We start from the raw sequence: 25,832 nt of genomic DNA on the forward strand, positions 1-25,832 counted from the left end.
TGTGACAGATGAATAAAAAAATTTTAAAAGGATTATCTGTATTTTTTATATTATTATCTATTGTTTTAGTTTTTACAGGGTGTGATAATCAAGGAGCCATAGAGACAAGCAGTGAGTCAGAACCTTTAAAAGAACAAGCAACTACCCAAGTAGTAGGAGACTTAAAGGTTCATTTTATTGATGTAGGTCAAGCAGATAGTATTCTCATTCAAAATGAAGATCATAATATGCTCATTGATGCAGGAAATAATGGAGATGGCGATTTAGTAGTAAATTATTTAAAAAAGCAAGGGATTGAAAAATTAGATTATGTAGTAGGAACCCATCCTCACGAAGACCATATAGGTGGATTAGATGATGTGATTGACAATTTTCATATTGAAAAGGTATACATGCCAAAGGTTACTCATACAAGTAAAACTTTTAAAGATGTAATGACTTCTATTAAAAATAAAGGACTTAAAATATCTACTCCTCATGTAGGAGAAGAAATCATACTTGGAGATGCAAAAGGGATGATTCTTGCACCCAATAACCTAGAATATAAGGACTATAACAATTATTCTATTGTTATAAAATTAGTCTATGGAAATACTTCATTTTTATTTACTGGAGACGCAGAAAGTATTTCAGAAGCTGAAATGTTAAAGAATGGGTTAGATTTATCATCAGATGTATTAAAGGTAGGACATCATGGAAGTCATTCTTCTACAACTATTCCATTTTTAGATCAAGTAAATCCTAAATATGCAGTGATTATGTGTGAAACAGGAAATGATTATGGACATCCTCATAAAGAGACCATGGAAAAATTAGAACAAAGAAATATTTCTATTTACAGAACAGATCAGCAGGGAACTATTATTGCTAGTAGCAATGGGCAAGAAATAAATTTTAATATATCATCTACAAATGATGCTTATAAAAAAGATACAAACATAAATGATAAAAAAGAAATTTCTAAAGAGCAATCTACGGAAAGCACAGAAGGACTTATTAAAGGAAATATAAACAGCAAAGGAGAAAAAATCTATCATATGCCAGATGGGGTCTATTATGCAAAGGTCAATGCAGAAGTTTACTTTAAAACAGAAGAAGAAGCACAGAAGGCTGGATTTAGAAAATCAAAAAGGTAGGGGATAGAATGTATCTTGTAATTGACAGATTTGAAGGAAGTTATGCAATATGTGAAGATGAAGAAAAAAATATGATCTCTATGGAAAAAGAAAAACTTCCCAAAGAAGCAAAGGAAGGGGATGTATTATTTGTCTCTGAGGAAAGAATTATTATAGATTATGAGGAAACCAATAAAAGAAAAAAAGAGATAGAAAAAATAATAGATGATCTGTGGGAATAACCTTCTAGGAAACTAGGAGGTTTTTTGATGAAATTAAAAATAAGTTGACGGAGATTATATTTTTTATTATAATGAATAGTAATTCATTATAATATGAATCTAAATTCATAAAAGAGGTGAAAAAATGCCTAAAATCATAAAGGATATAGAGGAAAATATATTTAATGGAGCAATGGATTTATTTGGAGAGCATGGATATACAGAAGTAGATATGAAAATGATTTCAAAAAAGGTAGGAATCGCAGTAGGAACACTATATAATTATTATCCCAATAAACAAAAGTTATTTATGGATGTTTTGAGAAAAAGTTGGGAAATAACATTTGAAAAACTAGAGAATGTGTTACAAGAAAGTATAGATGTAGATGTGAAATTAGAAAAATTTATTTCTGTTTTATATGATGAGATATCTACAAGAAAAGGCTTGGGAGGAGCTTTAAATAAAGAAGATGTTTTTAAAGGAGAAGATCTATCACTTATTTTTAAAATGAAAGAAAATATTTTTGAAAAGATGATGAAAATTCTTGCTCTGATAGAATTGAAAAAAAATATTATATTAACAGAAGCAGTGAAAAAAAGAATAGGAATGAGTATGATCATTATGATTTCCGGTATGATTAAAGAATATCCACAAGAGAAGGATATAAACGTGGAGTTTGTTAAAAGTTGGATAACATGTTTATTACAATCAGTAAAGACTTGTGGTAATAAGTCAAGATAGAAAAAGATAGGTTTTGATTAAACTTACAATAATATTTTCTAAAAAAGTCAGCACTTAATAAACCTAAGGTAAATTAGGATTAAAACGAAAAGATTGCGCATCGAAGATTATTCGATATTATACACTCCTTTCTGGTGCATAAAGTTGGTGATTGCGTAGCAGCACATCCACCATGCGCACAAATTTTCTTGCAGTAAGGACGAGAGCTCTTTTATGTTGATGCTTAGGAACTTCATGATATTTCTTGAGATAGTATTCTCTATAAACAGGTTCATTACGCATAAGTGAATTGGCAGCTTCAATCAAGTAATAGCGAAGGTAATGATTTCCCGTTTTAGTCATTGTAGTTCTTTCAGATTCAAAATTACCAGATTGTTTTCGCTTCCAGTAAAGACCTGCATATTTGGCAATTTTGGATTCATTTTCGAAGCGTTGAATTTGACCAATTTCGGCTATTATGCCAGCAGCATAAACAGGTCCAATGCCTGGAATGCTAAGCAATGATTTGGATTCAGGTAAAATTTCAAATAATTGCTGAATTGCTTTATCAAGTTCTTTGATCTGTTTTTTTATGGTTTTAATCATCATAGCATATGAAGCCAAAATAACATCGACTGAATTCTGCATGACTTTTCCTAGTCGATAAGAGTCTCTAATGGCTTTTGAAAGTGATTTCGCAAGCTTTTCAGGATTGCTAAATCGACCACGGCCTTTTTCTTGTAAAATAGCAGCNAGGAATAGGACTCAATATCCAAGTCGATAGATGAAAATTTTTGAATTTAAATATATTATACGAGGAGAGTAATGTATGACAGAAAGAGAAAAAATGATGGGAGAAGAGAAAATTTCTAGCGTATTATTAAAATTGTCTATACCAGCAATTATAGGCATGTTGGTAAATGCTATTTATAATATAGTAGATACTGCCTTTGTAGGAATGTTAAAAAATACGAGTGCGATTGCTGCTGTTAGTGTGGCTTTTCCTATGTTTGTTATGATAGGCGCCATAGGACTGATGTTTGGAATAGGGGCTGCATCGTATATATCTAGACTTCTAGGAGAAAAGAATAAAAAATTAGCAGATCAAACGGCTTCTACTACATTTTTTACGAGTTTGATTTTTAGTATGTTTTTTACAATATTTGGGGTTGTGTTTATTGTTCCTATATTAAAAATGTTTGGGGCTACAGATACGATTATGATTTTTGCAAAAGATTATTCGAAGATTATTATGTTCGGATCTACTTTTACAATTATGAATATGACGCTTAATAATATGATTCGAGCAGAAGGAAATGCAAAATATAGTATGATGGCTATGAGTATAGGAGCACTTCTTAATATTATATTAGATCCTATTTTTATGTTTGTATTTGATATGGGTATCAAAGGAGCTGCAGTAGCTACAGTTGTGGCTCAAAGCATATCTTTTATATTTTTGATGAGATACTATATATTTAAAAAAAGTTATATTCATATTTCTATAAAATATTTTTCTTTTTCTATAAAGATTTATAATGAAATTATGAAAATAGGGCTGGCTACTTTTGCTAGACAAGCTTTAGGAAGTTTTGCTTTGGGCTTTATCAATCTAGCTGCAAAAGGATATGGCGATGCAGCTGTTGCGGCTATGGGGATTTCTTTAAGAGTATTTTCGCTAGGAATGTTTGTAATATTTGGATACAATCAAGGATTTCAACCTGTAGTGGGTTATAATTATGGAGCAAAAAAATACAAAAGATTAAAAGAGGCTATCGAAATATCTGTAAAATGGACTAGTATATTTTGCATCATAGTTACTATAGTATTTGCTATTTTTGCAAAAGAAATTGTATTAGTATTTAGTCAGGATATGGATGTGGTAACTATTGGAGCAAAGACTTTAAGAGTCATGAGCATATTATTCCCTTTATTTGGATTTCAACAAGTTTATGGAGTATTATTTCAAGCACTGGGAAAAGGAAAGGAAGCGTTAGCTTTATCTGTGGCAAGACAAGGGATATTTTTACTTCCTGCTATTTTTATTTTACCAAAATGGTTTGAATTAGATGGAGTCATCTGGAGTCAGACTGTTGCAGATTTATTAACACTGATATTTACCAGCATACTAGCTATTAGATTGCATAAAGAAATTAGAAAAGAGATGACAGATCAAAGGGCATAGAGTTAAAAAAGGGAGGAATGATATTTTGATAAAAATGATGAAACCAATGATTGTTGTTTTATTATGTATATTATTTGGAACTATGACTTATGCGCAAAGTCCATCAAAAGGAACGATCATAGAAAATGGAGCTATTTTATGCAAAGAGCCTAAGGCATCTTCTCAAGTTATAGAAAGACTTTCATTAGGAGAAGAGATATATATAGAAGACAATCACGGTAGATGGTATAAGATTTCTACAAAGAGAGGAACTTTTGGGTGGATTCATAGTGAATATGTACTTTTAAAAAAAGAAGAAAAGCCGTTTATACAAAATGCTTTTGTGAATACAGAATCTATAAATATATATAAAGAAGCAAATATAGAATCAGATATTGTAGGAAGGTTAGGTTTTTCTACTAAGATTGCATTAGTAAAAAGAAAAGATAGATGGATTGAGGTTTCTATGGGAGATGAGGTTTTAGGATGGGTAGTAGATGAAAATATACAAATTATTCCTCATATTTCAAAAGGAAAAGTGTTGATAGAAAGTGAAATTTTGTCTAAGCCTTCAGCAGGTATGAAAAGTATAGATACAATTAATAAAAATACCAAAGTCAATATTCTTAATTTACAAGATGGTTATTTTGAAATTGAATATCAAAGTAAAAAAGGATGGATTCTGGCAAGGAATGTAAGTCTTATTCATGAAGAATTTTTTTCTGAAAGTTTCATAAAGAAAGAAATAGATATCAAAGAAGAAAAAGAAGATAATGTTACAACATATGGACAGATTATAGAAGATGCAAAACTTTTAGGAAATGATTATAAAGTAATGGCTTATGATTTGTCTATAGGATCTTGTGGAAAAAGTGTAGGATCAAAATATAGAGGGTATACTCGAACAGGTATTAATTTAAATGGAAAACAATGGGGAGAAGTAATGGTTGTTGCTGTAGATTCAAAAAAAATTCCTCTTGGAAGTAAGGTACTTATAGTATTTGATGAAAAAGATTGGAGATCCAAATATAATGGTATTTATCTTGCCGCAGACACAGGTGGTGGAGTGCAGGGAAATGAGATGGATATTTATTTAGGAGATGGAGGAAATGACCGGATTCAAGCTGTAAAAGATTTTGGAACAGCTAATCATGTAAGTGTATATCTTTTAAATTAAGCCCTTATGGGCTTTTTTTGTATACAAAAACAAATGGATGGGAAAAATAACATGGGAGGTGAAAAATTGAAACAAATTCTTACTCATAGACAAATTTCATTTATTGTTTTTGGATTGACTGTAGGTTATGGGCTTATTAATTTACCACAAAAAGTAGCAGAAGATGGAGGAACAAGAGGATGGGTTTCTTTAGTCTTTGCCACACTTGTTACAATATTTTTTACCTATATTATTCTGAAGCTTAGTTGTAGTTACCCAAACCAAACCATTGAGGAATATAGTAAGACATTAACTAATGGATTTTTTTCATCTTTGATTGTCCTATTTTATATTATATATTTTTTTATTTCCTTTTGTATGATGACAAGAATTACTTGTGAGACTATTAAGCTGACTATACTCATTAAGACGCCTATATGGGTACTTTCTTTTTCTTTATTAATGGTTGTTTATTATGCAATGATACATAAAATATTTACAGTAGGAAGAATATGTGAAATTTATGGAACAATTATTATTATAGGTGCTCTTTTTTTATTTTTTTCCATTTTTTTAGAAGGAGAATGGATTCATTTACGCCCTTTTTTTGAAGTAAAGGAGTTGCCTAAATATATCTATCATTCTACAACTATTATTTTCTCTTTTCTAGGAATAGAAATTTTAATTATTATTCCAATTGAAAAAAAAGTTCATACTCATATCTATAAATATATTTTGGGTATGATTTTGTTTATAGGTTTTTTTTATATTTTAGATGTGGAAGCTTGTATATCTGTGATGGGGGCTGAAAATATTGTTTATTACAATGATGCATTATTGGCCACCTTAAGAAGAATAGATATTAAAGGACTCCAATTTATTAGAAGATTAGATGGAATTTTTATTATCATATGGATTATGTCTGTCTTTTGTAGTATATTGATTGAAGCCTATGCAACAGCTTATTTGATTCATAAAAAGGTTGAAAAAATATCTTTTTCTAAAATATCTTTTTTTGTAATCAGCATGGGATTTTTGGTATCCTTGGTGCCCGCAACATTTATGGAAACAGAAGAAATGTTAGATATAGTGAGTAAATTGGGAATTTGGGCTAGTGCTGTTATTCCTACCATATTGTTAATGATTGAAAAGGTGAAAAAAAATGCTAAAAAAAGTATATAAATGGATGATTTTAATTTTATTGGGCAACATTTTATGTGGATGCTGGGATTATAGGGATATTGATAAAAAATGTGTAGTGGTTTCTATAGGAGTAGATAGGATAAAGGATATGATTGAATTTTCAGCAGAGTTGGCTCAGCTTAATTCTCCGAAAGAGAAAAGTGAAAAAGCACAAGTAGCAAATGTATACAATATGATATCTCAAGGAAAAACCTTTGAAGATGCTAGAAGGAACTATGATGCAAGCAATCCATTTCCCATTTTTTTAGGAGCTTCAAGAGTAGTTGTTTTTGGAGAAGTTTATGCCAAAGAAGGAATAGGGGCTTATTTGAATAGAGTAGATCGTACTACAGATTATAGAAAGACAGTTTTAGCTGTAGTGAGTAAAGAAAGACCTTCTATTCTTTTAAATAGAAATATAAAAAAAGATATAGCCGTAGGATTTTTGGTTGAGGATATTATAGACAATTTATCCAATAGAGGAAAAACTATATATTCTACAGTGGGGGACCTTTTATCAGATGTAGAATTGCAACAAGGAGGATATATCATGCCTTATATAGGTATGAGAAAAAATAATATATCTTATTTAGGACTGGCAGTTATGAAGGATTCAAAGTTGATAGATGTAATTGATGAGAAAGATACCCAAGGACTTTTGTATTTGTTGGTCAAAAACATTTCATCATTTGAAGGAATAGAGGAGATAAAGAATAAAGACAATATGTATTCATTTTTAATATCTATTAGAAAAAGAAAAATAAAGATAGATTATGAAGAAAATACACCTACTATTTATGTTGATTTAAAATTAGAGGGACAGCTTTCCTATCAATATTATCGTGGTCATCTACATAAAAAAGATATAAAAAATTTAGAAGAAAAAATTTCTAAAATAGAAAAACAAAAAATACAAGAGATCATTCAAAAAGCTCAAAAAGAATACAAATGTGATATTTTTGGATTTGTTGAATATTTTAGAGCACAACATATACAAGAATATGAAAAGATGCAATGGAGAAAAATATTTCCAAATGCTAAAGTAGTGGTTCGTGTCAATACTAAGATAGTAAACACGAATCTAGTCAATCAAAATGCTAAAAAACCACTTGAGGAATGAATAGGATGAATAATAAAAAACTATGGATAGAAAGATTACAACAAATAGATGGGGAAATGCTTATCAAGAAAATTTCTATGAATGGTCAAGATATTTTTTTAGCATATCTTCCTTTATTAACAAATAAAAAAATGATTTCTGAATATATTATTAAACCCATATTAAACGAAAAAAATGAAAAAGTGGATATACAAAAGCTGTTGGAATCTATTCTTTATATAGATGATGCATTTTTAGATGAAGATATGGATAAATTAGAAAATTATATTTTGAAAGGGTATTCTATTATCTTTTGTTCTCATTGCAAAAATTATATTGTGGCCAATACGAAAAAGACAGAAAAAAGATCAGTGAGTCCTCCAGAATTAGAAACTACATTAAGAGCTCCTAAGGATGCATTTACAGAAAGTCTAGAAACAAATTTATCTTTGATTCGATCTAGAATTAAAGATAAATCATTAAAGATGGATTTTTATTGTATAGGAACAAGAACACAGACAGATGTAGTGATGATGTATATGGAAGATATAGCTAATGAAGAGTTTGTAGAGGAAGTGAAAGAAAAATTATCAAAAATACATATAGATGGAATTTTAGAATCAGGGTATATACAAAAGATTTTACTAGATAATACATTTGATCTGTTTCCTCAGACAGGAATTGCAGAAAGATCTGATACAGTATGTGCCAATATTTTAGAAGGAAAAATTGCTATTTTTGTAGAAGGTAGTAATTTGGCTTTGATCGTACCTAAAATATTTATTGAGTTTTTAGATGCAGGGGAAGATCATTATGACAATCTATATTTAGGGATTTTTTCTAAAGTTTTAAGAATATTTTCTTTGTTTTCATCATTATTACTATCTTCTTTATATGTAGCTGTAGTAAGCTTTCATACAGATATTTTACCTCCTCAATTTATATTAGCATTAGCTACATCTAGAACGGCAGTTCCATTTAATTCTATTATAGAGGCTGTACTAATGGAACTTGTAGTAGAAATATTAAGAGAAGCTAGTATTAGGCTTCCCAAGCAAGTAGGACCTGCAATTGGAATTGTAGGAGCCATTGTAATAGGGCAAGCAGCTGTTGCAGCAGGGGTGATAAGTCCTTTGATTGTAATTATTGTGTCTCTTGCTATGTTATGTTCTTTTGTGGCTCCAGATTATACAATCATGAGCCCTTTTAGAATTTTAAAATTTATGATTATTTTTTTTACAGGCATTCTAGGTTTGTTTGGATTGGTTATGGGTATTACATTGATTGTTATTCATCTTAGTAGTTTAACAACACTAGGGATTCCGTATCTTTCAGTCTTGTCGCCATTTCATAGAGAGGATCTAAAGAAATATTTTCTAAGTGAAATTACTTTAGCTAAAAAAAGACCAAGCTTTTTAAGAACAAAGAATCCAATAAGAAAATAAATGCTCCTGTAAAAGGGAGCTTGTTCATTTTTTGATAATTTTTGTATAGATACAATATAAAATGTATGGGCATTGTGATACAATATAAAAAGAATATGATAAAATAAAAATGAAAGTTATAGGAAAGGGGACCTTAAATTGAAAAAATACAATCATCTATTTGGACCTGTTCCCTCAAGAAGAATGGGATTGTCTATTGGAGTAAGTCCTATTCCCCCAAAATACTGCAATTATTCTTGTGTATATTGTCAGCTTGGGAGAACTACTAAAATGACCAATACAAAAGAAACATTTTTTGAAACAAATTTAATTCTTAAAGAGTTTAAAGAATATTTAAAAGAAAATATAGATTTTGATGTAGTGACCATCGTAGGAGAAGGGGAGCCTACTTTATATAAAAATATAAAAGAGCTTATTTTGGAATTAAAACAATTGACTCAAAAACCTATAGCAGTCATTACAAATGGATCTTTTCTGAATGAAGAAGAGGTCAGAAATAGTCTTTTAGATGCAGATATTGTCCTTCCTTCTTTAGATGCATATGATGAAGAAAGTTTTAGAAAAATAGATAGACCTTACAAAAAAATAAAATTTGATGAAATTTATAATGGACTTATAGATTTTTCAAAGATTTATAAAGGGCAATTGTGGGTTGAAACTATGATCATAAAAGATATGAATGATGATGAAGAATCCTTATTAAAATTTAAAAATATTTTAAAACCCATTGAGTATGACAGACTTTATATCAATACTCCAGTAAGACCTCCAGCAGAGGGATGGGTAGAGATGGCGAGTGAAGATAGTATAAAAAAAGCAGTAGAAATCCTAGGAGGAATTTCTATTGATATGTTAGGTACACAAGGCTTTTTTAGCGAAGAAGAGGATGATTATGAGGCAGTTTTAAGTATTATTAGAAGACACCCCATGAATCAATATGAGGTTGAGAGCTTTTTGAAATCTAGAGATTGTAAAAATATAAAAGATATATTTGATCAATTTAAAGAGGATGAAAGAATTTCTATTGTAAATTACAAAGGCTACAATACATATAGATGTCAATAGATTAGGGAGGAGGAAAATTATGGATAAACCTGTAAAAAGAGTAGCTGCCATCCATGACCTTTCAGGATTTGGGAGATCTTCTTTATCAGTGATTATTCCTATTTTATCTACTATGAAAGTTCAAGTCTGTCCGGTTCCTACTGCTGTTTTATCTACTCATACGGGAGGGTTTGAAGGATATAGTTTTGTGGATTTGACAGACACGATGGAGGATTATATTCAACATTGGAAAAAACTAGATATAGATTTTGATTGTATATATAGTGGATTTTTAGGTTCTCCTAAACAAATTGATATTGTCTCTCGATTTATTGATTTGTTTGGAAATAAAGAAAATCTAAAGGTAATAGACCCTGTAATGGGAGATAATGGACAGCTTTATAGTACCATGAATGAAGAAATGATAGATAAGATGAAAAAACTCATTAAAAAAGCAGATATTATCACTCCTAATTTTACAGAAGCAGCTTATTTATTAGATGAATCTTATGATACAAAAATGTCAGAAGAGATGATAAAAAATTGGCTTGTAAGATTAGCGGATATGGGTCCTAAGATTGTGATTATTACGAGTGTTCCAGAAAAAGAATGTAAAAACACCAGTGTAATTGCTTATGATCGAGAAGGAAAAAAATTTTGGAAAGTAAGTTGTCTATATATTCCTGCTCATTTTCCAGGGACAGGAGATACTTTTACAAGTGTATTAGTAGGAAGTCTATTACAAGGAGATAGTTTACCTGTTGCAATGGATAGAAGTGTACAATTTATTATTTCTGCCATCAGAGCAAGTTATGGATTTGATTATCCTGAGAGAGAAGGCATTTTATTAGAGAGAGTTTTAGAAAATCTAAAATTACCGGTTTTAGTCAATAGCTATGAAATTCTTAAATAAAAAGGCACATGAATCCTTCCTTCTTTGTACATAATAATCAGGAAGGAGTGTGATCATATGCAATTTTATGAAGTAATTGAAAATCGAAAAAGTATAAAATCTTTTAAACAGTCGCCCATTGAAAAAAATAAACTATCTAGAATGATGCATGCAGCTATGCAATGCCCTTCGTGGAAGAATCATACATCTTATAAATTTATTTTAGTAGAAGGTGAAAGAGAAAAAAAAGAATTATCTAAAGCAATTATGAATGAAACGCAAGAAGCTTCAAATGCAATTGTGGAAGCTCCTATGGTGGCAGTAGTGGTAGGAGAGCCTTTAAGTTCAGGGATTATAACAGACAAGGAATATTACTTAGTGGATGGAGCCATTGCTATGGAACACTTTGTCTTAGCAGCTACCAATGAAGGATATGGAACTTGTTGGATTGCTGCATTAGATGAAGAAAAAGTAAGAAATGCTCTTTCTATCCCTAATGAATTTAGAGTCATTGCCATGACTCCAATAGGCGAAATAGAAGAAGAAACACCTTATGAAGATAAAAAAGATGTGAGAGAACAGGTATTTTTAAATCAATGGGGAAAAACTTATACAGAAAATGAAGTACAGTCTATACATTAAAGCATTATCCACTGGATAATGCTTTTGTATATAGGATGGATAAAAGAATATGGAAAAATATAAAAATAGATGAAACTTTTATTAGGAATTTTCGTCTAAACAATTAAAATGAAAAAGGAGTGAGGATATGAAAAAGATGATAGTTTTTTGCATGGTATGTTCTTTATTATTTATGAGTGTACAGCCTATGAATGCATTTGCTCAGGAAGATGTAAAATTAGAAAAAGCTATTCAAAAGGCAAAAGAGGTGTTTGATATCCCTCAGGAATTTACAGAATTTGAGTATGATGTTTCTTCTTCTAATAATGGAAGTGAGTGGAATATGCAATGGTATAGTAAGGATCAGAAGGAAGGAAGAATTAAAGTTTCTGTAGATGAAAGAGGAAATATTATATCTTATTATAAAAATAAGAGAAAAGAGATTAAAAATCAACTTCCTATCTATAATAAAAATCAAGGAAAAAAAATCGCTGAGGATTTCATTAAAAAAGTAGATGAAAATCTTTTTACACAATTAATATATGAAGACAATACAAGATCAGGGATACAAGATACATATTATTATGATTATATTAGAAAGGTGAATGAGATTCCTTTTTATGAGGATTGTGTATCTGTGGGAGTAAATAGTTATACAGGAGAGATAGAGAGCTTTTATAAAAACTGGAGCAATCATATTTCTTTTCCAAAGAGTGAAAATATTTTATCTATAGAAGATGCAAAGAAAGCTTTTAAAAAAGAATTGGGATTAGAGTTAGCTTATAGATATAAATATGAACAAGATCAGGTAAAGCCATATCTTGTATATGCTACAAAATATGAAACAGATTATGCGATTGATGCTATTACGGGGAAAAAAATAAAAATTGCAAGTCCTATTATGTACAAATCAGCTATGGATCAAAGTGCAAATTTAGAAGCAGGGACAAGTAAAAATGAAATTTCTTTAAATCCAGAGGAATTAAAGGCTGTAAAAGAAGCTGAAAAGTTAATGTCTAAGAAAGATGTAGAACAAATTGCTAGAGATGAAGAATTATTAGGAATCACGAAAGATATGAAATTATCTTTTTCAAATATATATAAAGATTGGCCTATGAAGGATTCATTTATATGGAAATTGTCTTTTGAGAACCCAAAAGATGAAAAACATCAGTATGTGAGTGTAGAAATAGATGCTTTTAGTGGAAAAATAAAAAGTTTTTACATTGACAATCATGAAGAAAACAAAAAACCTGCATATGACCAAGAATATGCCAAGAAAGAAGTAGAAGAATTTTTGAAAAATTTTATAGGAGATCAGTATGCTCAAACTACCTATAAAGAAAATATACAAGATGAAATGATCATGAAAAATGAAAAATTACCTTATTATGATTTTAGTTATGTAAGAAAAATTCATGGGGTACCCTTTGATGACAATGGTATTCATGTACGATTCAATGCCATAACTGGGAAAATCCAAAGCTTTGATATAAGGTGGTTTGATATTTCATTTAAAGCTCCAAATCAATTAGTATCTATAGATCAGCTATATAATAAGTTATTTGAGGATATAGGATTTACTCTTAGATATAAACAAATTAGAGTAAATTCTCAACAAAATAATGAAATAAAATTGGTATATGGAATAGATGACAAAAAACCTGCTGTTTTTGATGCACATACAGGAGCAATATTGAAATACAATGGAGAACCTTATGAAGAGAAAAAGAAAATTTTATATAAAGATGTTGAGGGACATAAAGCTCAAAAGGAAATTGAAGCTTTGAAAGAATATAATATTGGTTTTAAAGAAGAAAACTTCAGACCAAATGACCAAATGACACAAAAAGATTTTTTATATCTTCTTGCACAAGCACTCAGTCCATATGGTGAATACGATGATACAAATCAAATGTATGAAGAGTTAATGAGACAAAATATAATAAAAGAAGAAGAAAAAAGACCAAATGAATTCTTAACAAAAGAAGAAAGTGTAAAATTTATCATAAGAGCTTTAAAATATGATGATATAGGAAAGATCAAAGGAATTTACAAGTATCCTTTTACAGATGAAAAAAGTGCTAATCCAGATTTAATGGGACATATTTCTATTGCTTATGGACTAGGCATTGTAAAAGGAGAGAATGGAGTTTTTGATCCTAAAGGAAAAATTTCTAGAGGAGATGGAGCAGTAGAAATTTATAATTACTTACAAAAAAGCAGGTAAATCCTGCTTTTTTTATGTGTTTGATGATATACTTATGATATAAAAATGATTTTTTAGGGAGGAGAAAAAATGATAGAAGAAAAAAACATTCAAGATTTTAAAGCAGGAGATGATATTCAAAGTTTTTTTATAGTAAAAAAAATAGAAAAAAAAACCTCTTCTAATAATAAATTTTTTTTGGACTTGACTTTAGGAGATAAAACAGGAGAAATAAACGGAAAAGTTTGGGATTACAAAGAAGGGCAAGAGGAAGAATTTAAAGCAGGAAGTTTAATAAAGGTAAGAGGGAGTGTTTCAGAGTGGAAAGGAAAGCCTCAAATCAAAGCAAATAAAATACGATTAGCCAATGAAGAAGATGAAAAAAAGATTGAAGACTTTGTACAATCTGCTCCTATTTCTAGTGAGGATATGTTCGATGAAGTGTATAGCTTTGTACATAAAATAAAGGATGAAAGAATAAAAAAAATTGTAGATCATATTATTTTAGATTCTAAAGAGAAGCTTATGTATTATCCAGCAGCAAAATCACTTCATCATGCCATAAGATCTGGTCTTTTATATCATATATTGAGGATGTTAAGAACCGGAGAACGATTAAGTGAAGTATATGAAAATATAAATAAAGATCTTTTATTTGCAGGAATTTTACTGCATGATATGCAAAAGCTTGAAGAACTTAATGCAGATTCATTAGGAATTGCAGAATATAGTACCAAAGGGCAACTTCTTGGACATATCAATATGGGAATTGATCAAATAGGAAAGGCAGGAGAAAATTTAGGCATAGATGAAGAAATTATTATGATTCTTCAACATATGGTTTTATCTCATCATTATGAACCAGAGTTTGGAAGCCCTAAAAAACCTATGATTCCAGAAGCAGAATTGCTTCATTATATTGATATGATTGATGCAAGAATGTATGATATGGAGGATCATTTAAAAAATATTGAGGCAGGGCAATTTACAGAACCTATCTGGTCCTTAGACAATAGAAGATTGTATAAACCTATTTTTTCAAAGTGAGTGTAAGCTCACTTTTTTTATTTAGAAGAATCAATCACCATGGTAGAATGGTAGTTTGTCATAAAATCATAATAATAGCATATATGTAATATAAAATCAAATGAATTTTACAAAAAAAGAAGGAATTTTGAATTAAAGGAAGAATTTTGTATAGGAATAAAGACCTAGAATACATAGGACTTTATTATTAAAACTTCATGTGGTCAATAGCAAACTTATTGAAAAATAAGGACGCAAAGCCATGGGTCTAAGGAAATTGATATTTCTATGATTGCCAGGCTACCAAAGCATGAATGTAGACGAATTGCCATGTTGAAAAAGGCTCCTACATCATAGGGGTCTTTCTATTTTGTTTATAAAAAAATGAAAAACATCAAAAGGGGTGCTTTCATTGAAAAATGGGGGATATGGAGATTATATGTGGAGAGGTATCGTGTATTTATCAAATGTATTGCTTTTTATGTGGAATATAAAAAATTATTTTTCTTGGGAGAGTTCTTTTTTGTATTTACTAGGAATTGCTATAGGATTTTCTTTTTTTCATTATATGAAGGATGTCAATCTTTATACATGTATTACTTTGATGATGAATATAATAGGAATTTTAATCGTACCATACATCGAAGTTGGAAAAGCTAGTTATTTTATGTACACACTATGTATACTGATTATCTTTTTTATGATTACTCGTAGAAGAATTCAAACAGAATGTAGTACAATCGAAAGAAAGTTATTTGAAAAAACAAGATTTGATCATATTAAAGATGGAATTTTAGTATGTAGATATGAAGATTTAAAGGTAATAGAATACAATGATACCATATATTCTTTTTTGCAAAAAAAGGAATTAATAGGAAAGTGCATACATGAAATTTTTGATGAGTCTATAACGATGACAATAACTCAAGAAAAACTAAAACATTATTTTGAGAATGCAAAGAAAGAAGTAATTTTTCAAAATAAAAAATTAGGTTCTAAATGGGTGGATTTAACGATGAAGATATTTGATGTTTTTGATCAAAAATATTTACTGCTTTGCATATCTGATGTAAGTGCTCATAGGAAGTATAAAGAGGATGTAGAGTATCTCGCTTATCATGATGATCTTACGAATTTACCTAATAGAAGGTATGGAAATGAAAAATTAAAAAGCATTCTTGAAAGAGCAAAAACTGAAAAAACAATGTTAGGGGTTATGTTTATAGATCTGGATAAATTCAAATTTGCCAATGATCTTTTAGGTCATGCAGCAGGAGATGAATTATTGAAAAAAGTTGCTAAAAGAATGCAACAAAGTATAAGGAAAAATGATTTGGTAGTTCGAATAGGTGGAGATGAATTTATGGTTTTAGTAGATGGCTTTTATTTAAAAGATGAAGTGATACAGATTGCAGATAGAATTTTAGGTACTTTTTCCAAAGCTTTTTGTATAAAGAATAGGGAAGTATTTGTAACTTGTAGTATAGGTATTTCCATTTTTCCAGACCATGGGATAAATATAGAAGAGATTCTAGAACGTGCGGATATAGCCATGTATGAAGCAAAAAATAATGGGAGAAACAACTATAAAATATATGATGAAAAAATGGATGAAAATATTCTGATTCAAAAAACAGTCCATTTTTAATGAGCTAAGCTTGCTAAAATATACTTTGTCAACAGTCTGAACAGTTCATTTTTAATGAACTGTTTTTTTAATGTATAGGTAGAATATATGTAATAGGTAAAAATATGAAAATGGATTATATTTCTTATTAATTTATACATTTTTTTATTGATTTTGACAAATACTAATGGTATTATGACATTATTATCAACTAATAATATTATGAGTAATAAGAAAAATTAAATTATAAAATATAGGTATGAATTAAATTTTAATTCATAAAAGGGAATTGGGTGAGACTCCTAAACTATCCCGTAGCTGTATTAGAAGAGTTTAAGTATACAATGCCACTTTTAAAAAGGGAAGGCGTACTTAAATGATGATTCTTAAGTCAGAAGACCTGCCTATATTTTGCACGATCAACTCTACGAGGAATAGAGAAGGTGTCATCATATTTAGTTTGCCAATTTTTAAAATTGTGTATGATGGATTATGTTTACCTTTTAACAAACTTGTTAAAAGGATTTTTTGATTGGAGCATAAAGGAATAAAAAGAAACAATACTATAAAATAAAGAGGTGATTGCATGTCAAAAAAATATCAAATTTCTTTAGGAATATTTTTGGCCTTATTATTCATACCTAAAACTGTATTTGCAATGCATATTATGGAAGGGTTTTTACCTCCTGTATGGGCAATTTCATGGGGAGGATTGTGTATACCATTTGTTGTAGCAGGGTTATTTTCTATTCACAAAAAAACAAAATCCAATCCGCGTATCAAAATGCTTATTGCAATGGCAGGAGCTTTTGCTTTTGTATTGTCTGCTCTTAAAATTCCATCAGTAACAGGAAGTTGCTCTCATCCAACAGGAGTAGGCTTGGGAGCTATACTCTTTGGACCAGCAGTTATGAGTGTTTTAGGATTGATTGTTTTGATTTTTCAAGCTTTATTACTTGCCCATGGGGGACTAACAACTCTTGGAGCAAATACTTTTTCAATGGGTATTGTAGGACCTATTGTATCTTATGTATTATATAAGGTTTTAAAGAAAATGAATGTGTCTCAATCAATTTCTATATTTATTGCAGCTGCTGTTGGAAATTTGATGACTTATATTACTACTTCTATTCAACTTGCATTAGCTTTTCCAGATCCAACAGGAGGATTTATATTATCCTTAGGAAAGTTTATGGGTATTTTTGCTGTGACACAAATACCACTTGCTATTAGTGAAGGAATTTTAACAGTTATTGTATTTAATCTTTTGACAAATTATAATAAAGATGAATTATTAGAGCTAGATGTAATTTCTAAGGAGGCATAAACATGAAAAAAAATAAAAGTATCATGAAAAAAAATATGATATTAGGATTTCTTGTAATAGTAATTGCTGTTACACCTCTTTTGTTTTTAAAAAATGCTTCCTTTGAAGGAGCAGATGCTCAAGCAGAAAATACCATTTCAGAGGTAGATGCTAATTATAAGCCATGGTTTTCTCCTATTTGGGAACCTCCAAGTGGAGAAATTGAAAGCTTATTGTTTTCTTTACAAGCAGCTATAGGAGCAGGATTTATAGGATATTATTTTGGATATGTCAAAGGCAAAAAAGGAAATAAGAAGAGTCAAGAACTATGATTTCAATAGATAAATTAGCTTATACATCTACCCTAAGAAGAGTAAATCCATTAGAAAAATTTATATTTGTTTTATCTACTATGATGATATGCCTTATCTGTAATCATATGATAGTTTCTATTGCTGTACTTTTTACTATGTCTTTTATGACTGTTGTAAGAGGAAAAATAAATTTTAAATTATATTTAAAATTTATGAGTATTCCATTGGCTTTCTTAATCATTGGGATTATTAGTATTGCCTTAAACATGGGATACTCTAAAGATTTTTTGTTTAGTTTTGGAGTATTAGGATTACAATTTGGATGCACAAAAGAAAGTATAGGATTGGCTGTGAATATATTATTAAAATCTTTTGCTTGTGTATCTGGTTTATATTTTTTATCTTTTACAACTCCTATGATTGAGCTTTTATCTGTGCTGAAGAAATTAAAGTTTCCTAGCCTTTTAATAGAATTGATGAGTTTGATCTATAGATTTATTTTTGTTCTTTTAGAAACTGTCAATATGATTTATATTGCTCAAGACTCAAGATTAGGATATGTAGATTTTAAGTCAAGTTATTATTCTTTAGGGAAGTTAATTACTTCCTTATTTGTTACTTCATATAAGAAAGCACAAGATTTGTATATTTCTTTAGAAGCTAGAGGATATGATGGAGAGATTCATGTCATAGAAAATACTTATTCAATTTCTTATAAAAATTTAGGAATGATGATAGTATTTGAATTATTTTTAGTGCTTATTTATATATATGTATAACTATATAAGAAGATCTATATACAAGCTAATTGGGGGAATAGTCCTATGAAAGAATATATTTTAAAGACGGAAAATTTAAGCTATGAATATCCAGATGGAACAAAAGCCTTAAAGAATCTTCATTTGAAAATAGAAAAAGGTAAAAAGATAGCCATATTAGGAGTAAATGGTTCAGGCAAATCTACTTTATTTTTAAATTTAAATGGGATTTTAAGGCCCACTAGTGGAAAAGTTGTCTATAATGGAGAAGAAGTAAAGTATGATCGAAAATCTTTACTTAACTTAAGAAAAAATATTGGAATTGTATTTCAAGATCCAGATAAACAGCTTTTTTCTGCAAGTGTATATCAAGAGGTTTCATTTGGTGCAATGAATTTAAAGCTTTCAGAGGATGAAGTTAGAAAAAGAGTAGATCATGCTTTATATAGTATAGAAATGTATGAATACAAAGATAAGGCAGTTCATTTTCTAAGCTATGGACAAAAAAAGAGAGTTTCTATAGCAGATATTCTTGTGATGAATCCAGAGATTATTATATTTGATGAACCTACCTCAAGTTTAGATCCAAGACATGCAAAGCAGATGATTGATATATTTGATGATTTAAATCAAAGGGGTATGACCGTGATTTTATCTACTCATGATGTAGAGCTTGCATATTCTTGGTCCGATTATATTGTTGTAATGAAAAATGGAGAAATTATTAAGGAAGGTACTCCTTATGAAATTTTTTCAGATGATGAACTTATAAAAAATGCTTATCTTGAAAAGCCTATTGTTTTAGAAGTGTTTGAAGTTTTATGTAAAAATGATCAAATCAACGATCAAAAGTATATCCCTAAAAACAGAGAAGAGCTTTTAAAAATGATACAAAATAAAAAAAAATAAGTTGCCCTAAAAATAAAATGTACTTTTACAGTACGTTTTATTTTTTTGCAATCTAATCCTATTTTACAGGAATGATTGTAATACCCTATAAATGATTGAAAAGAGATAAGAAAAATGCTACAATTAAGGTAAACGTTTTACTTAAACGTTTACCTCGATAAGGGAGGATAAATATGAAAATTACAATTAAAGATATTGCAAGGTTAGCACAAGTATCAACAGCAACCGTTTCAAAAGTAATTAATAATAAAGATGAACATATTAGTGATCCTACAAGAAAAAAAATACTAAACATTATGAATGAATATAACTATATTCCAAATACAGCGGCAAGAAGTCTTGTGACAAAGAAAACAAATACCATTGGACTGATTATTCCTGATATACGAAATCCATTTTTTCCCGAACTTGCCAGAGGGGTAGAGGATCAAGCAAATGAATCAGGGTATAATGTGATTTTATGTAATACAGATGATGATGAAGAGAAGGAAGAAAAATGTGTAAGTATGCTTATTGAAAAAATGGTAGATGGCATTATTTTTACTGCTTCATCTAAAAGAACAGGAGAATTTCGTCGTTTTAAAAACAATAAAATCCCTATTATTTTAGTCGATAGAGATCTTGATTTAAAGCATATAAAAGGAAAAATAACAGTAGATAATAGAAATGGAGCTTATGAAGGAGTTAAGCATTTGATTACATGTGGATACGAAGAAATCCTTTTCTTATCAGGACCTTATACATCTTATACGTCTGTTGAAAGGTTAGAGGGATATAAAAAAGCCTTAAAAGAATATTCTATACCATATAAAGGAGAGAATATCATAGAAGGAACCTATCAAAGAGGATGGGGATATGAAATTATCAAAAAACTTTTAGGAGAAAAAAGAAAATTTGATGGTTTGTTTTGTGGAAATGATTTGATTGCTATAGAAGCTATAAAGGCTTTGCAAGAAGAAGGTATAAAAGTCCCATATGAAGTAGGCGTGGTAGGGTTTGATGATATTTATATGAGTAGCCTGATTGATCCTTCTTTGACAACCATTAAACAACCTATTTATGAAATGGGATATAAAGCCGTGCAAATGCTTATAAATACTTTACAAGGACATATAAATAATCCGCAAAATATTTTATTAGAGACTCAATTGATCATTCGAAATTCTACTGTGAAGAAATAAGGAGGCAATATTGTGGGAAAAATTACAGTGATCGGAAGCATGAATATGGATTTAGTAGCAAACGTAGATCATATGCCCAAGACAGGGGAGACTATTATAGGAAAATCTTTTGAAGAAATTCCTGGAGGAAAGGGCGCCAATCAAGCTGTAGCTATGGCTAGATTAGGTGGTCAGGTGAATATGATTGGAAAACTTGGAGATGACGGCTTTGGAAAAACTCTTTTAAAAGGACTTCAAAAAGATGAAATTTCTGTAGAGGGTGTACAAATAGAAGAAAATACTCCTTCAGGAGTGGCACTTATTACTGTAAGTAAGGAAGCGCATAATTCAATTATTGTTGTTCCAGGAGCAAATTTTAAATTAAAAAAAGAAGATATAGATAGAAATATACAAATTATCAAAGAGTCAGATTTTTTAGTTCTTCAATTAGAAGTTCCAATAGATACAGTTAAGCATTCATTAAAGCGTGCTAAAGACTTAGGGGTATATACAATCTTAAATCCTGCACCTGCACAAAAACTAGATAAAAGTATTATTGAAAATGTAGATCTTTTAATTCCTAATGAAACAGAGCTTGAAATATTAAGCGGAATAGAAATAAATAACGAAGAAGATGTAATTAAAGCTTCAAAGAGCTTGATAGAAAAGGGAGTAGAATCTTTGATTGTTACATTAGGAGAAAAAGGGTCTATGTATATAGATGAAAAAGGATTTAAAAAATTTAAAGCCCATAAAGTAAAAGCAGTAGATACTACAGCAGCAGGAGATAGTTTCATAGGAGGAGTATGTGTTTCCTTATCAGAAGGAAAGACTATAGAAGAAGCAATAGGATACGGATCAAAGGTAGGAGCTTTAACTGTAACAAAAAAAGGAGCACAAAGCTCTCTTCCTTATAAAGAAGAAATAGAAGCACTCAAGGAGGCATAAAAATGAAAAAGACAACTTTAATTCATAGTGAAATTTCTTATATGATTTCTCAAATGGGACATACAGACAAACTAACTATTGCTGATAGTGGACTGCCTATTCCTAATGAAGTAAAAAGAATAGATCTAGCACTTAGAAAAGGAATACCTAGCTTTATGGATACTCTAGATACGATTTTAGAGGAATTAAAAGTGGAGGAAGTAATTGTTGCAAAGGAAATGGAGACAGCAAGTCCTATTCTTTATGAAAAATTTATGAGAAAAATTTACGAAGTAGAAGAAAATGAAAATACAAAAATAAAAATTACAAAAGTAGATCATGAGACTTTTAAGGATATGACAAAAGAATCAAAAGGAATTGTGAGAACAGGAGAACATACTCCATATGCAAATGTAATCTTAAAATCAGGTGTTGTATTTTAAGGAGAGATGGGAATGAATAAACCTATATTTGAAATGAAGGGGATTATAAAAGAATTCCCAGGGGTAAAAGCTTTAGATGGTGTAGATCTTAAAATTCATCAAGGAAGAGTAATGGCTCTACTTGGAGAAAATGGGGCAGGAAAATCTACTCTTATGAAAATATTAAGTGGTGTGTACACAAAAGATCAAGGTCAACTTATTTATAATGGAGAAGAAATTCATTTAAAAGGCCCAAAAGATGCCCAAGATCTTGGAATCAGTATTATTCATCAGGAATTGAATTTAATTCCTCATTTAACTATTGGAGAGAATATATTTTTAGGAAGAGAACCTGTAAACTCATTTAAAAAAATAGACTGGAAAAAGCTTTATCAAGATAGTGAAAAATTGTTAAAAAAACTCAAAGTAGATAAAGATCCTAGACAAAAGGTTTCTCAGCTAAGTGTTGGTCAGCAGCAAATGGTTGAAATTGCAAAGGCTATTTCTTTAAATACAAAAATTATTATTATGGATGAACCGACAGATGCTCTAACAAAAAAAGAAACAGAAAGTTTATTTGAAGTAATTGATGAATTAAAAAAAGATGAAAAAGGAATTGTTTATATATCTCATAGACTTGAGGAAATTTTTAGGATGTGTGATGATGTGACGGTTTTAAGAGATGGAAAGTTTATTGGGGAAGATGAAGTGAAAAATTTAGAAGAAAATCAATTAATAGAAATGATGGTAGGCAGAAAGCTTACAGAGCAATTTCCTAGAATTCCTGCACAAAAAGGAGAAATGTCCTTAGAAGTAAAGAATCTGTCTAATGAATATATAAAAGGTATTGATTTTACATTAAGAAAAGGAGAAATTCTTGGAATTTCAGGACTTATGGGCTCTGGAAGAACAGAGCTTGCAAAGACTTTATATGGAGCGATTCAAAAAAGTTCAGGAGAAATCTATATAGAAGGAAAAAAAGTAGAAATAAAATCCCCTCAACAAGCTTTACAAAAAGGAATTGCTTATGTATCAGAGGATCGAAAAGGAGATGGATTAATTTTAGGACTTTCTGTAAAAGAAAATATGACTATATGTTCTTTGAAAAAATTTGAGGAGTTTTTATTAAAAATTAGTCCTAAAAAAGAAAAAGAAGCTGTAAAAAAATATATTGATCACATGAATATAAAAACTCCTAGTGAAAATCAAAGAATTAAAAATTTAAGTGGAGGAAATCAGCAAAAAGTTTCTATTGCAAAAGGACTGATGACAAAACCTAAAATTTTAATATTAGATGAACCTACTAGAGGAGTGGACGTAGGAGCAAAAAAAGAAATATATGATTTAATTAATGAATTTAAAAAAGAGGGTATGAGCATTATTATGATTTCTTCAGAGATGCCAGAGGTATTAGGCATGAGTGATCGTATTTTAGTTATGTATCAAGGAACAATTAGTGGAGAATTTTCTATAGAAGATGCTTCCCAAGAAAAAATTATGAAATGTGCTGTAGGTATAAAGGAGGCTTAAACAAAGTATGAATAAAAAATTACTCATGAAATTTAAATCTATTATAGGACTCATTGTTTTTTCCCTCATTGTTTCTTTACTGAGTCCTAGATTTTTGACATTACCCAATATACTCAATGTATTAAGACAAACTTCAATTAATTCTATTATTGCAGCAGGTATGACTTTTGTTATTTTAACAGGAGGAATAGACTTATCTGTAGGTTCTATTTTAGCTTTTTCTGGTGCTGTATCTGCATATCTTATTTCATCAGGAGTCCATGTGTTTTTATCTGTAGCCATCGCTTTAGTGATTGGTGTGTTAGCAGGATGTTTTAGTGGAATGATTATTAGTAAGGGAAAAGTTCAGCCCTTTATTGCAACTTTAGTTACAATGACTGTTTTAAGAGGAGCAACTTTAGTTTTTTCTGATGGAAAGCCTATTACATTAGCAGGAGATCAGACCTCTGAGTTGTTTTCAAATATTGGAGGAGGATATTTCTTAAAAATTCCTATTCCAGTTTATTTAATGGTTTTAGTGTTTATCTTATCCTATTATATTTTAACTCAAACAAGAATAGGAAGATATATTTATGCTTTAGGTGGAAATGAAGAAGCATCCAAGCTTTCAGGACTTAGAGTGTCTAATATTAAACTTTCTGTATATGCCATCAGTGGATTTTTAGCAGCTTTAGCAGGAATTATTACTACATCAAGAATTTCTTCAGCAGATCCTAATGCAGGGATTGGATACGAATTAGATGCCATTGCAGCTGTTGTATTAGGAGGAACAAGTCTTGCAGGAGGAGCAGGAAGTGTATTAGGAACCATCATAGGAGCTTTAATTATAGGGATTTTAAACAACGCTTTAAATTTACTCAATGTTTCTTCGTATTATCAAATGATTGCAAAGGGAGCAGTTATATTAATTGCAGTATTATCTGATCGAAAAGAAAAATAAATAGTTTATTTTTCTTGAAAAGGGATAAAATAACATTGTCATGATGGGTTTGTTTTTTAAAATCCATATATATAAATTATAAAGGAATGGGGGAATTAAAAATGAAAAAGGTAGTATCTATTTTCATGGTAGCCATTTTGGCTATGGGATTATTAGCAGGTTGTACAGGGAAGCAAGCAGAGCCTCAGAAAGAAGAAGCTAAAAAAATAGGATTGATTATTTCCACTTTAAACAATCCATTTTTTGTAACATTAAAAGAGGGTGCTGAGGCAAAAGCCAAAGAATTAGGGTATGAGTTAATTGTATTAGATTCGCAAGATAAGTCAGAGAAGGAACTTTCTAATATGGAAGATATGGTAACAAGAGGCGTTTCAGCTATTATGATCAATCCAACAAACTCTGATACAGTAGGAAATGCCATTAAGATTTCAAATGATGCAAATATTCCAGTACTTACTCTAGATAGAGGAGCAAAAAGCGGAGAGGTAGTATCTCATATTGCTTCTGATAATGTAGCAGGTGGAAAAATGGCAGGAGAATACATTGTAGAAAAACTTGGAGAAAAAGGAAAATTAGTAGAGTTAGAGGGAATTCCAGGAGCTTCTGCTACAGTAGATAGAGGAGCAGGATTTAATGAAGCGATCAAAGGAAAAGAATTAACAGTAGTAGCAAAACAAACTGCAAACTTTAATAGAACAGAAGGTTTGACAGTGATGGAAAATATCTTACAAGCACAACCAGAAATCAATGCTGTTTTTGCTCATAATGATGAAATGGCTTTAGGTGCATTAAAAGCTATCGAAGGAACCAAAAGAGACATTATGGTTGTTGGTTTTGATGCTACAGAGGATGCAGTTACATCTGTAAAAGAAGGAAAACTTGCTGCAACTGTTGCACAGCAACCAGATAAAATAGGATCTTTAGGAATAGAAACAGCAGATAAAATAATCAAAGGGGAAAAAGTAGATGACTTTATTCCTGTTGATTTAAAATTAATAACAGAATAATAAGACTTTACAAAAAACAAAAATAAGAATACAATGA

At 30.0% G+C, this 25,832-nt stretch carries 24 protein-coding genes, 1 pseudogene and 2 riboswitches; of the genes and pseudogenes, 24 read left to right on the top strand and 1 reads right to left on the bottom strand.

Features of this window, described 5'->3' with window-relative positions; all coding sequences use genetic code 11:
• Positions 1–8: 8 nt before the first annotated feature.
• From BN2409_RS04435 to BN2409_RS04445, 3 genes are all read left to right on the top strand, one after another.
• A complete protein-coding gene (locus tag BN2409_RS04435) occupies positions 9–1,136 on the top strand; it encodes a ComEC/Rec2 family competence protein (protein ID WP_053955462.1) in 1,128 nt (375 codons plus the stop codon).
• Positions 1,137–1,144: 8 nt separating this feature from the next.
• Entirely contained in the window at positions 1,145–1,357 is a 213-nt protein-coding gene (locus tag BN2409_RS04440; protein WP_053955463.1) for a DUF3006 domain-containing protein, read from the top strand.
• 124 nt (positions 1,358–1,481) lie between these two features.
• Positions 1,482–2,078 (top strand): TetR/AcrR family transcriptional regulator, encoded by a 597-nt coding sequence (locus BN2409_RS04445; RefSeq protein ID WP_053955464.1) that lies wholly within the window; start codon positions 1,482–1,484, stop codon positions 2,076–2,078.
• A gap of 117 nt (positions 2,079–2,195) precedes the next feature.
• On the opposite strand, the pseudogene BN2409_RS04450 reads toward BN2409_RS04445, so the two are convergent.
• Positions 2,196–2,801: pseudogene (locus BN2409_RS04450) on the bottom strand (IS110 family RNA-guided transposase); the annotation flags it as partial.
• 85 nt (positions 2,802–2,886) lie between these two features.
• Here BN2409_RS04450 and BN2409_RS04455 point away from each other — a divergent pair.
• The 21 genes from BN2409_RS04455 to rbsB all read left to right on the top strand — a co-directional run bounded on the left by BN2409_RS04455 (position 2,887) and on the right by rbsB (position 25,795).
• A complete protein-coding gene (locus BN2409_RS04455; RefSeq protein ID WP_053955465.1) occupies positions 2,887–4,242 on the top strand; it encodes an MATE family efflux transporter in 1,356 nt (451 codons plus the stop codon).
• A gap of 34 nt (positions 4,243–4,276) precedes the next feature.
• Entirely contained in the window at positions 4,277–5,398 is a 1,122-nt protein-coding gene (locus BN2409_RS04460; protein WP_242847926.1) for an SH3 domain-containing protein, read from the top strand.
• A gap of 66 nt (positions 5,399–5,464) precedes the next feature.
• Positions 5,465–6,559: a GerAB/ArcD/ProY family transporter gene (locus BN2409_RS04465; RefSeq protein ID WP_053955467.1), complete on the top strand. Its 1,095-nt coding sequence runs from the start codon at positions 5,465–5,467 to the stop codon at positions 6,557–6,559.
• The gene (locus BN2409_RS04470; protein ID WP_053955468.1) at positions 6,540–7,679 is read left to right on the top strand and encodes a Ger(x)C family spore germination protein; all 1,140 of its coding nucleotides are present in this window, start codon (positions 6,540–6,542) and stop codon (positions 7,677–7,679) included. Before BN2409_RS04465 ends, BN2409_RS04470 begins: the two co-directional genes overlap by 20 nt.
• Positions 7,680–7,684: 5 nt before the next feature.
• On the top strand, positions 7,685–9,103 hold the full coding sequence (locus BN2409_RS04475; RefSeq protein WP_053955469.1) for a spore germination protein: 1,419 nt from the start codon (positions 7,685–7,687) through the stop codon (positions 9,101–9,103).
• A gap of 138 nt (positions 9,104–9,241) precedes the next feature.
• Positions 9,242–10,168: a radical SAM protein gene (locus BN2409_RS04480; protein WP_053955470.1), complete on the top strand. Its 927-nt coding sequence runs from the start codon at positions 9,242–9,244 to the stop codon at positions 10,166–10,168.
• A 19-nt stretch (positions 10,169–10,187) separates the two neighbouring features.
• Positions 10,188–11,060, top strand: coding sequence for a pyridoxamine kinase (locus BN2409_RS04485; protein ID WP_053955471.1), 873 nt, complete (start codon positions 10,188–10,190; stop codon positions 11,058–11,060).
• A 57-nt stretch (positions 11,061–11,117) separates the two neighbouring features.
• Positions 11,118–11,681 carry a nitroreductase family protein gene (locus tag BN2409_RS04490; RefSeq protein WP_053955472.1) on the top strand — a complete coding sequence of 188 codons (564 nt, stop codon included), beginning with the start codon at positions 11,118–11,120 and terminating at the stop codon, positions 11,679–11,681.
• Positions 11,682–11,808: 127 nt separating this feature from the next.
• Entirely contained in the window at positions 11,809–13,890 is a 2,082-nt protein-coding gene (locus BN2409_RS04495) for an S-layer homology domain-containing protein (protein WP_053955473.1), read from the top strand.
• Positions 13,891–13,959: 69 nt separating this feature from the next.
• Positions 13,960–14,916, top strand: a complete 957-nt coding sequence (locus BN2409_RS04500; protein ID WP_053955474.1) for a 3'-5' exoribonuclease YhaM family protein — start codon at positions 13,960–13,962, stop codon at positions 14,914–14,916.
• A 198-nt stretch (positions 14,917–15,114) separates the two neighbouring features.
• Positions 15,115–15,203, top strand: a riboswitch (cyclic di-GMP riboswitch).
• A gap of 104 nt (positions 15,204–15,307) precedes the next feature.
• Positions 15,308–16,543 carry a GGDEF domain-containing protein gene (locus BN2409_RS04505; protein WP_053955475.1) on the top strand — a complete coding sequence of 412 codons (1,236 nt, stop codon included), beginning with the start codon at positions 15,308–15,310 and terminating at the stop codon, positions 16,541–16,543.
• Between the two features lie 217 nt (positions 16,544–16,760).
• Positions 16,761–16,944: riboswitch (cobalamin riboswitch) on the top strand.
• Between the two features lie 164 nt (positions 16,945–17,108).
• Positions 17,109–17,849 (top strand): energy-coupling factor ABC transporter permease, encoded by a 741-nt coding sequence (locus BN2409_RS04510; protein WP_053955476.1) that lies wholly within the window; start codon positions 17,109–17,111, stop codon positions 17,847–17,849.
• A 2-nt stretch (positions 17,850–17,851) separates the two neighbouring features.
• On the top strand, positions 17,852–18,160 hold the full coding sequence (locus BN2409_RS04515; protein ID WP_330375376.1) for an energy-coupling factor ABC transporter substrate-binding protein: 309 nt from the start codon (positions 17,852–17,854) through the stop codon (positions 18,158–18,160).
• On the top strand, positions 18,157–18,921 hold the full coding sequence (cbiQ, locus tag BN2409_RS04520; RefSeq protein WP_053955478.1) for a cobalt ECF transporter T component CbiQ: 765 nt from the start codon (positions 18,157–18,159) through the stop codon (positions 18,919–18,921). Before BN2409_RS04515 ends, cbiQ begins: the two co-directional genes overlap by 4 nt.
• Positions 18,922–18,966: 45 nt before the next feature.
• Positions 18,967–19,809, top strand: a complete 843-nt coding sequence (locus BN2409_RS04525; RefSeq protein ID WP_053955479.1) for an energy-coupling factor ABC transporter ATP-binding protein — start codon at positions 18,967–18,969, stop codon at positions 19,807–19,809.
• A 173-nt stretch (positions 19,810–19,982) separates the two neighbouring features.
• Positions 19,983–20,990: a LacI family DNA-binding transcriptional regulator gene (locus BN2409_RS04530; RefSeq protein ID WP_053955480.1), complete on the top strand. Its 1,008-nt coding sequence runs from the start codon at positions 19,983–19,985 to the stop codon at positions 20,988–20,990.
• A gap of 12 nt (positions 20,991–21,002) precedes the next feature.
• A complete protein-coding gene (rbsK, locus tag BN2409_RS04535; RefSeq protein ID WP_053955481.1) occupies positions 21,003–21,917 on the top strand; it encodes a ribokinase in 915 nt (304 codons plus the stop codon).
• A 2-nt stretch (positions 21,918–21,919) separates the two neighbouring features.
• A complete protein-coding gene (rbsD, locus tag BN2409_RS04540; protein WP_053955482.1) occupies positions 21,920–22,339 on the top strand; it encodes a D-ribose pyranase in 420 nt (139 codons plus the stop codon).
• A 12-nt stretch (positions 22,340–22,351) separates the two neighbouring features.
• Positions 22,352–23,848 (top strand): ribose ABC transporter ATP-binding protein RbsA, encoded by a 1,497-nt coding sequence (gene rbsA / locus BN2409_RS04545; RefSeq protein WP_053955483.1) that lies wholly within the window; start codon positions 22,352–22,354, stop codon positions 23,846–23,848.
• A 7-nt stretch (positions 23,849–23,855) separates the two neighbouring features.
• Positions 23,856–24,788: a ribose ABC transporter permease gene (gene rbsC, locus BN2409_RS04550; protein ID WP_053955484.1), complete on the top strand. Its 933-nt coding sequence runs from the start codon at positions 23,856–23,858 to the stop codon at positions 24,786–24,788.
• Between the two features lie 101 nt (positions 24,789–24,889).
• A complete protein-coding gene (gene rbsB / locus BN2409_RS04555; RefSeq protein ID WP_053955485.1) occupies positions 24,890–25,795 on the top strand; it encodes a ribose ABC transporter substrate-binding protein RbsB in 906 nt (301 codons plus the stop codon).
• Positions 25,796–25,832 lie beyond the last annotated feature (37 nt).

The sequence above is a fragment of the Inediibacterium massiliense genome (genome assembly GCF_001282725.1).
Classification (GTDB): Bacteria; Bacillota; Clostridia; order Peptostreptococcales; family Thermotaleaceae; genus Anaerophilus; species Anaerophilus massiliensis.

Bases quoted from the DNA above. Each gene is read 5' to 3' on its own strand.
- BN2409_RS04525 (WP_053955479.1), top strand. From the start codon at position 18,967: ATGAAAGAATATATTTTAAAGACGGAAAATTTAAGCTATGAATATCCA.
- BN2409_RS04495 (WP_053955473.1), top strand. From the start codon at position 11,809: ATGAAAAAGATGATAGTTTTTTGCATGGTATGTTCTTTATTATTTATG.
- BN2409_RS04510 (WP_053955476.1), top strand. From the start codon at position 17,109: ATGTCAAAAAAATATCAAATTTCTTTAGGAATATTTTTGGCCTTATTA.
- BN2409_RS04515 (WP_330375376.1), top strand. From the start codon at position 17,852: ATGAAAAAAAATAAAAGTATCATGAAAAAAAATATGATATTAGGATTT.
- BN2409_RS04485 (WP_053955471.1), top strand. From the start codon at position 10,188: ATGGATAAACCTGTAAAAAGAGTAGCTGCCATCCATGACCTTTCAGGA.
- rbsA (WP_053955483.1), top strand. From the start codon at position 22,352: ATGAATAAACCTATATTTGAAATGAAGGGGATTATAAAAGAATTCCCA.
- BN2409_RS04530 (WP_053955480.1), top strand. From the start codon at position 19,983: ATGAAAATTACAATTAAAGATATTGCAAGGTTAGCACAAGTATCAACA.
- BN2409_RS04440 (WP_053955463.1), top strand. From the start codon at position 1,145: ATGTATCTTGTAATTGACAGATTTGAAGGAAGTTATGCAATATGTGAA.
- BN2409_RS04455 (WP_053955465.1), top strand. From the start codon at position 2,887: ATGACAGAAAGAGAAAAAATGATGGGAGAAGAGAAAATTTCTAGCGTA.
- BN2409_RS04460 (WP_242847926.1), top strand. From the start codon at position 4,277: ATGATGAAACCAATGATTGTTGTTTTATTATGTATATTATTTGGAACT.
- cbiQ (WP_053955478.1), top strand. From the start codon at position 18,157: ATGATTTCAATAGATAAATTAGCTTATACATCTACCCTAAGAAGAGTA.
- BN2409_RS04470 (WP_053955468.1), top strand. From the start codon at position 6,540: ATGCTAAAAAAAGTATATAAATGGATGATTTTAATTTTATTGGGCAAC.
- BN2409_RS04490 (WP_053955472.1), top strand. From the start codon at position 11,118: ATGCAATTTTATGAAGTAATTGAAAATCGAAAAAGTATAAAATCTTTT.
- BN2409_RS04445 (WP_053955464.1), top strand. From the start codon at position 1,482: ATGCCTAAAATCATAAAGGATATAGAGGAAAATATATTTAATGGAGCA.
- rbsB (WP_053955485.1), top strand. From the start codon at position 24,890: ATGAAAAAGGTAGTATCTATTTTCATGGTAGCCATTTTGGCTATGGGA.
- rbsC (WP_053955484.1), top strand. From the start codon at position 23,856: ATGAATAAAAAATTACTCATGAAATTTAAATCTATTATAGGACTCATT.
- BN2409_RS04475 (WP_053955469.1), top strand. From the start codon at position 7,685: ATGAATAATAAAAAACTATGGATAGAAAGATTACAACAAATAGATGGG.
- rbsD (WP_053955482.1), top strand. From the start codon at position 21,920: ATGAAAAAGACAACTTTAATTCATAGTGAAATTTCTTATATGATTTCT.
- BN2409_RS04435 (WP_053955462.1), top strand. From the start codon at position 9: ATGAATAAAAAAATTTTAAAAGGATTATCTGTATTTTTTATATTATTA.
- BN2409_RS04500 (WP_053955474.1), top strand. From the start codon at position 13,960: ATGATAGAAGAAAAAAACATTCAAGATTTTAAAGCAGGAGATGATATT.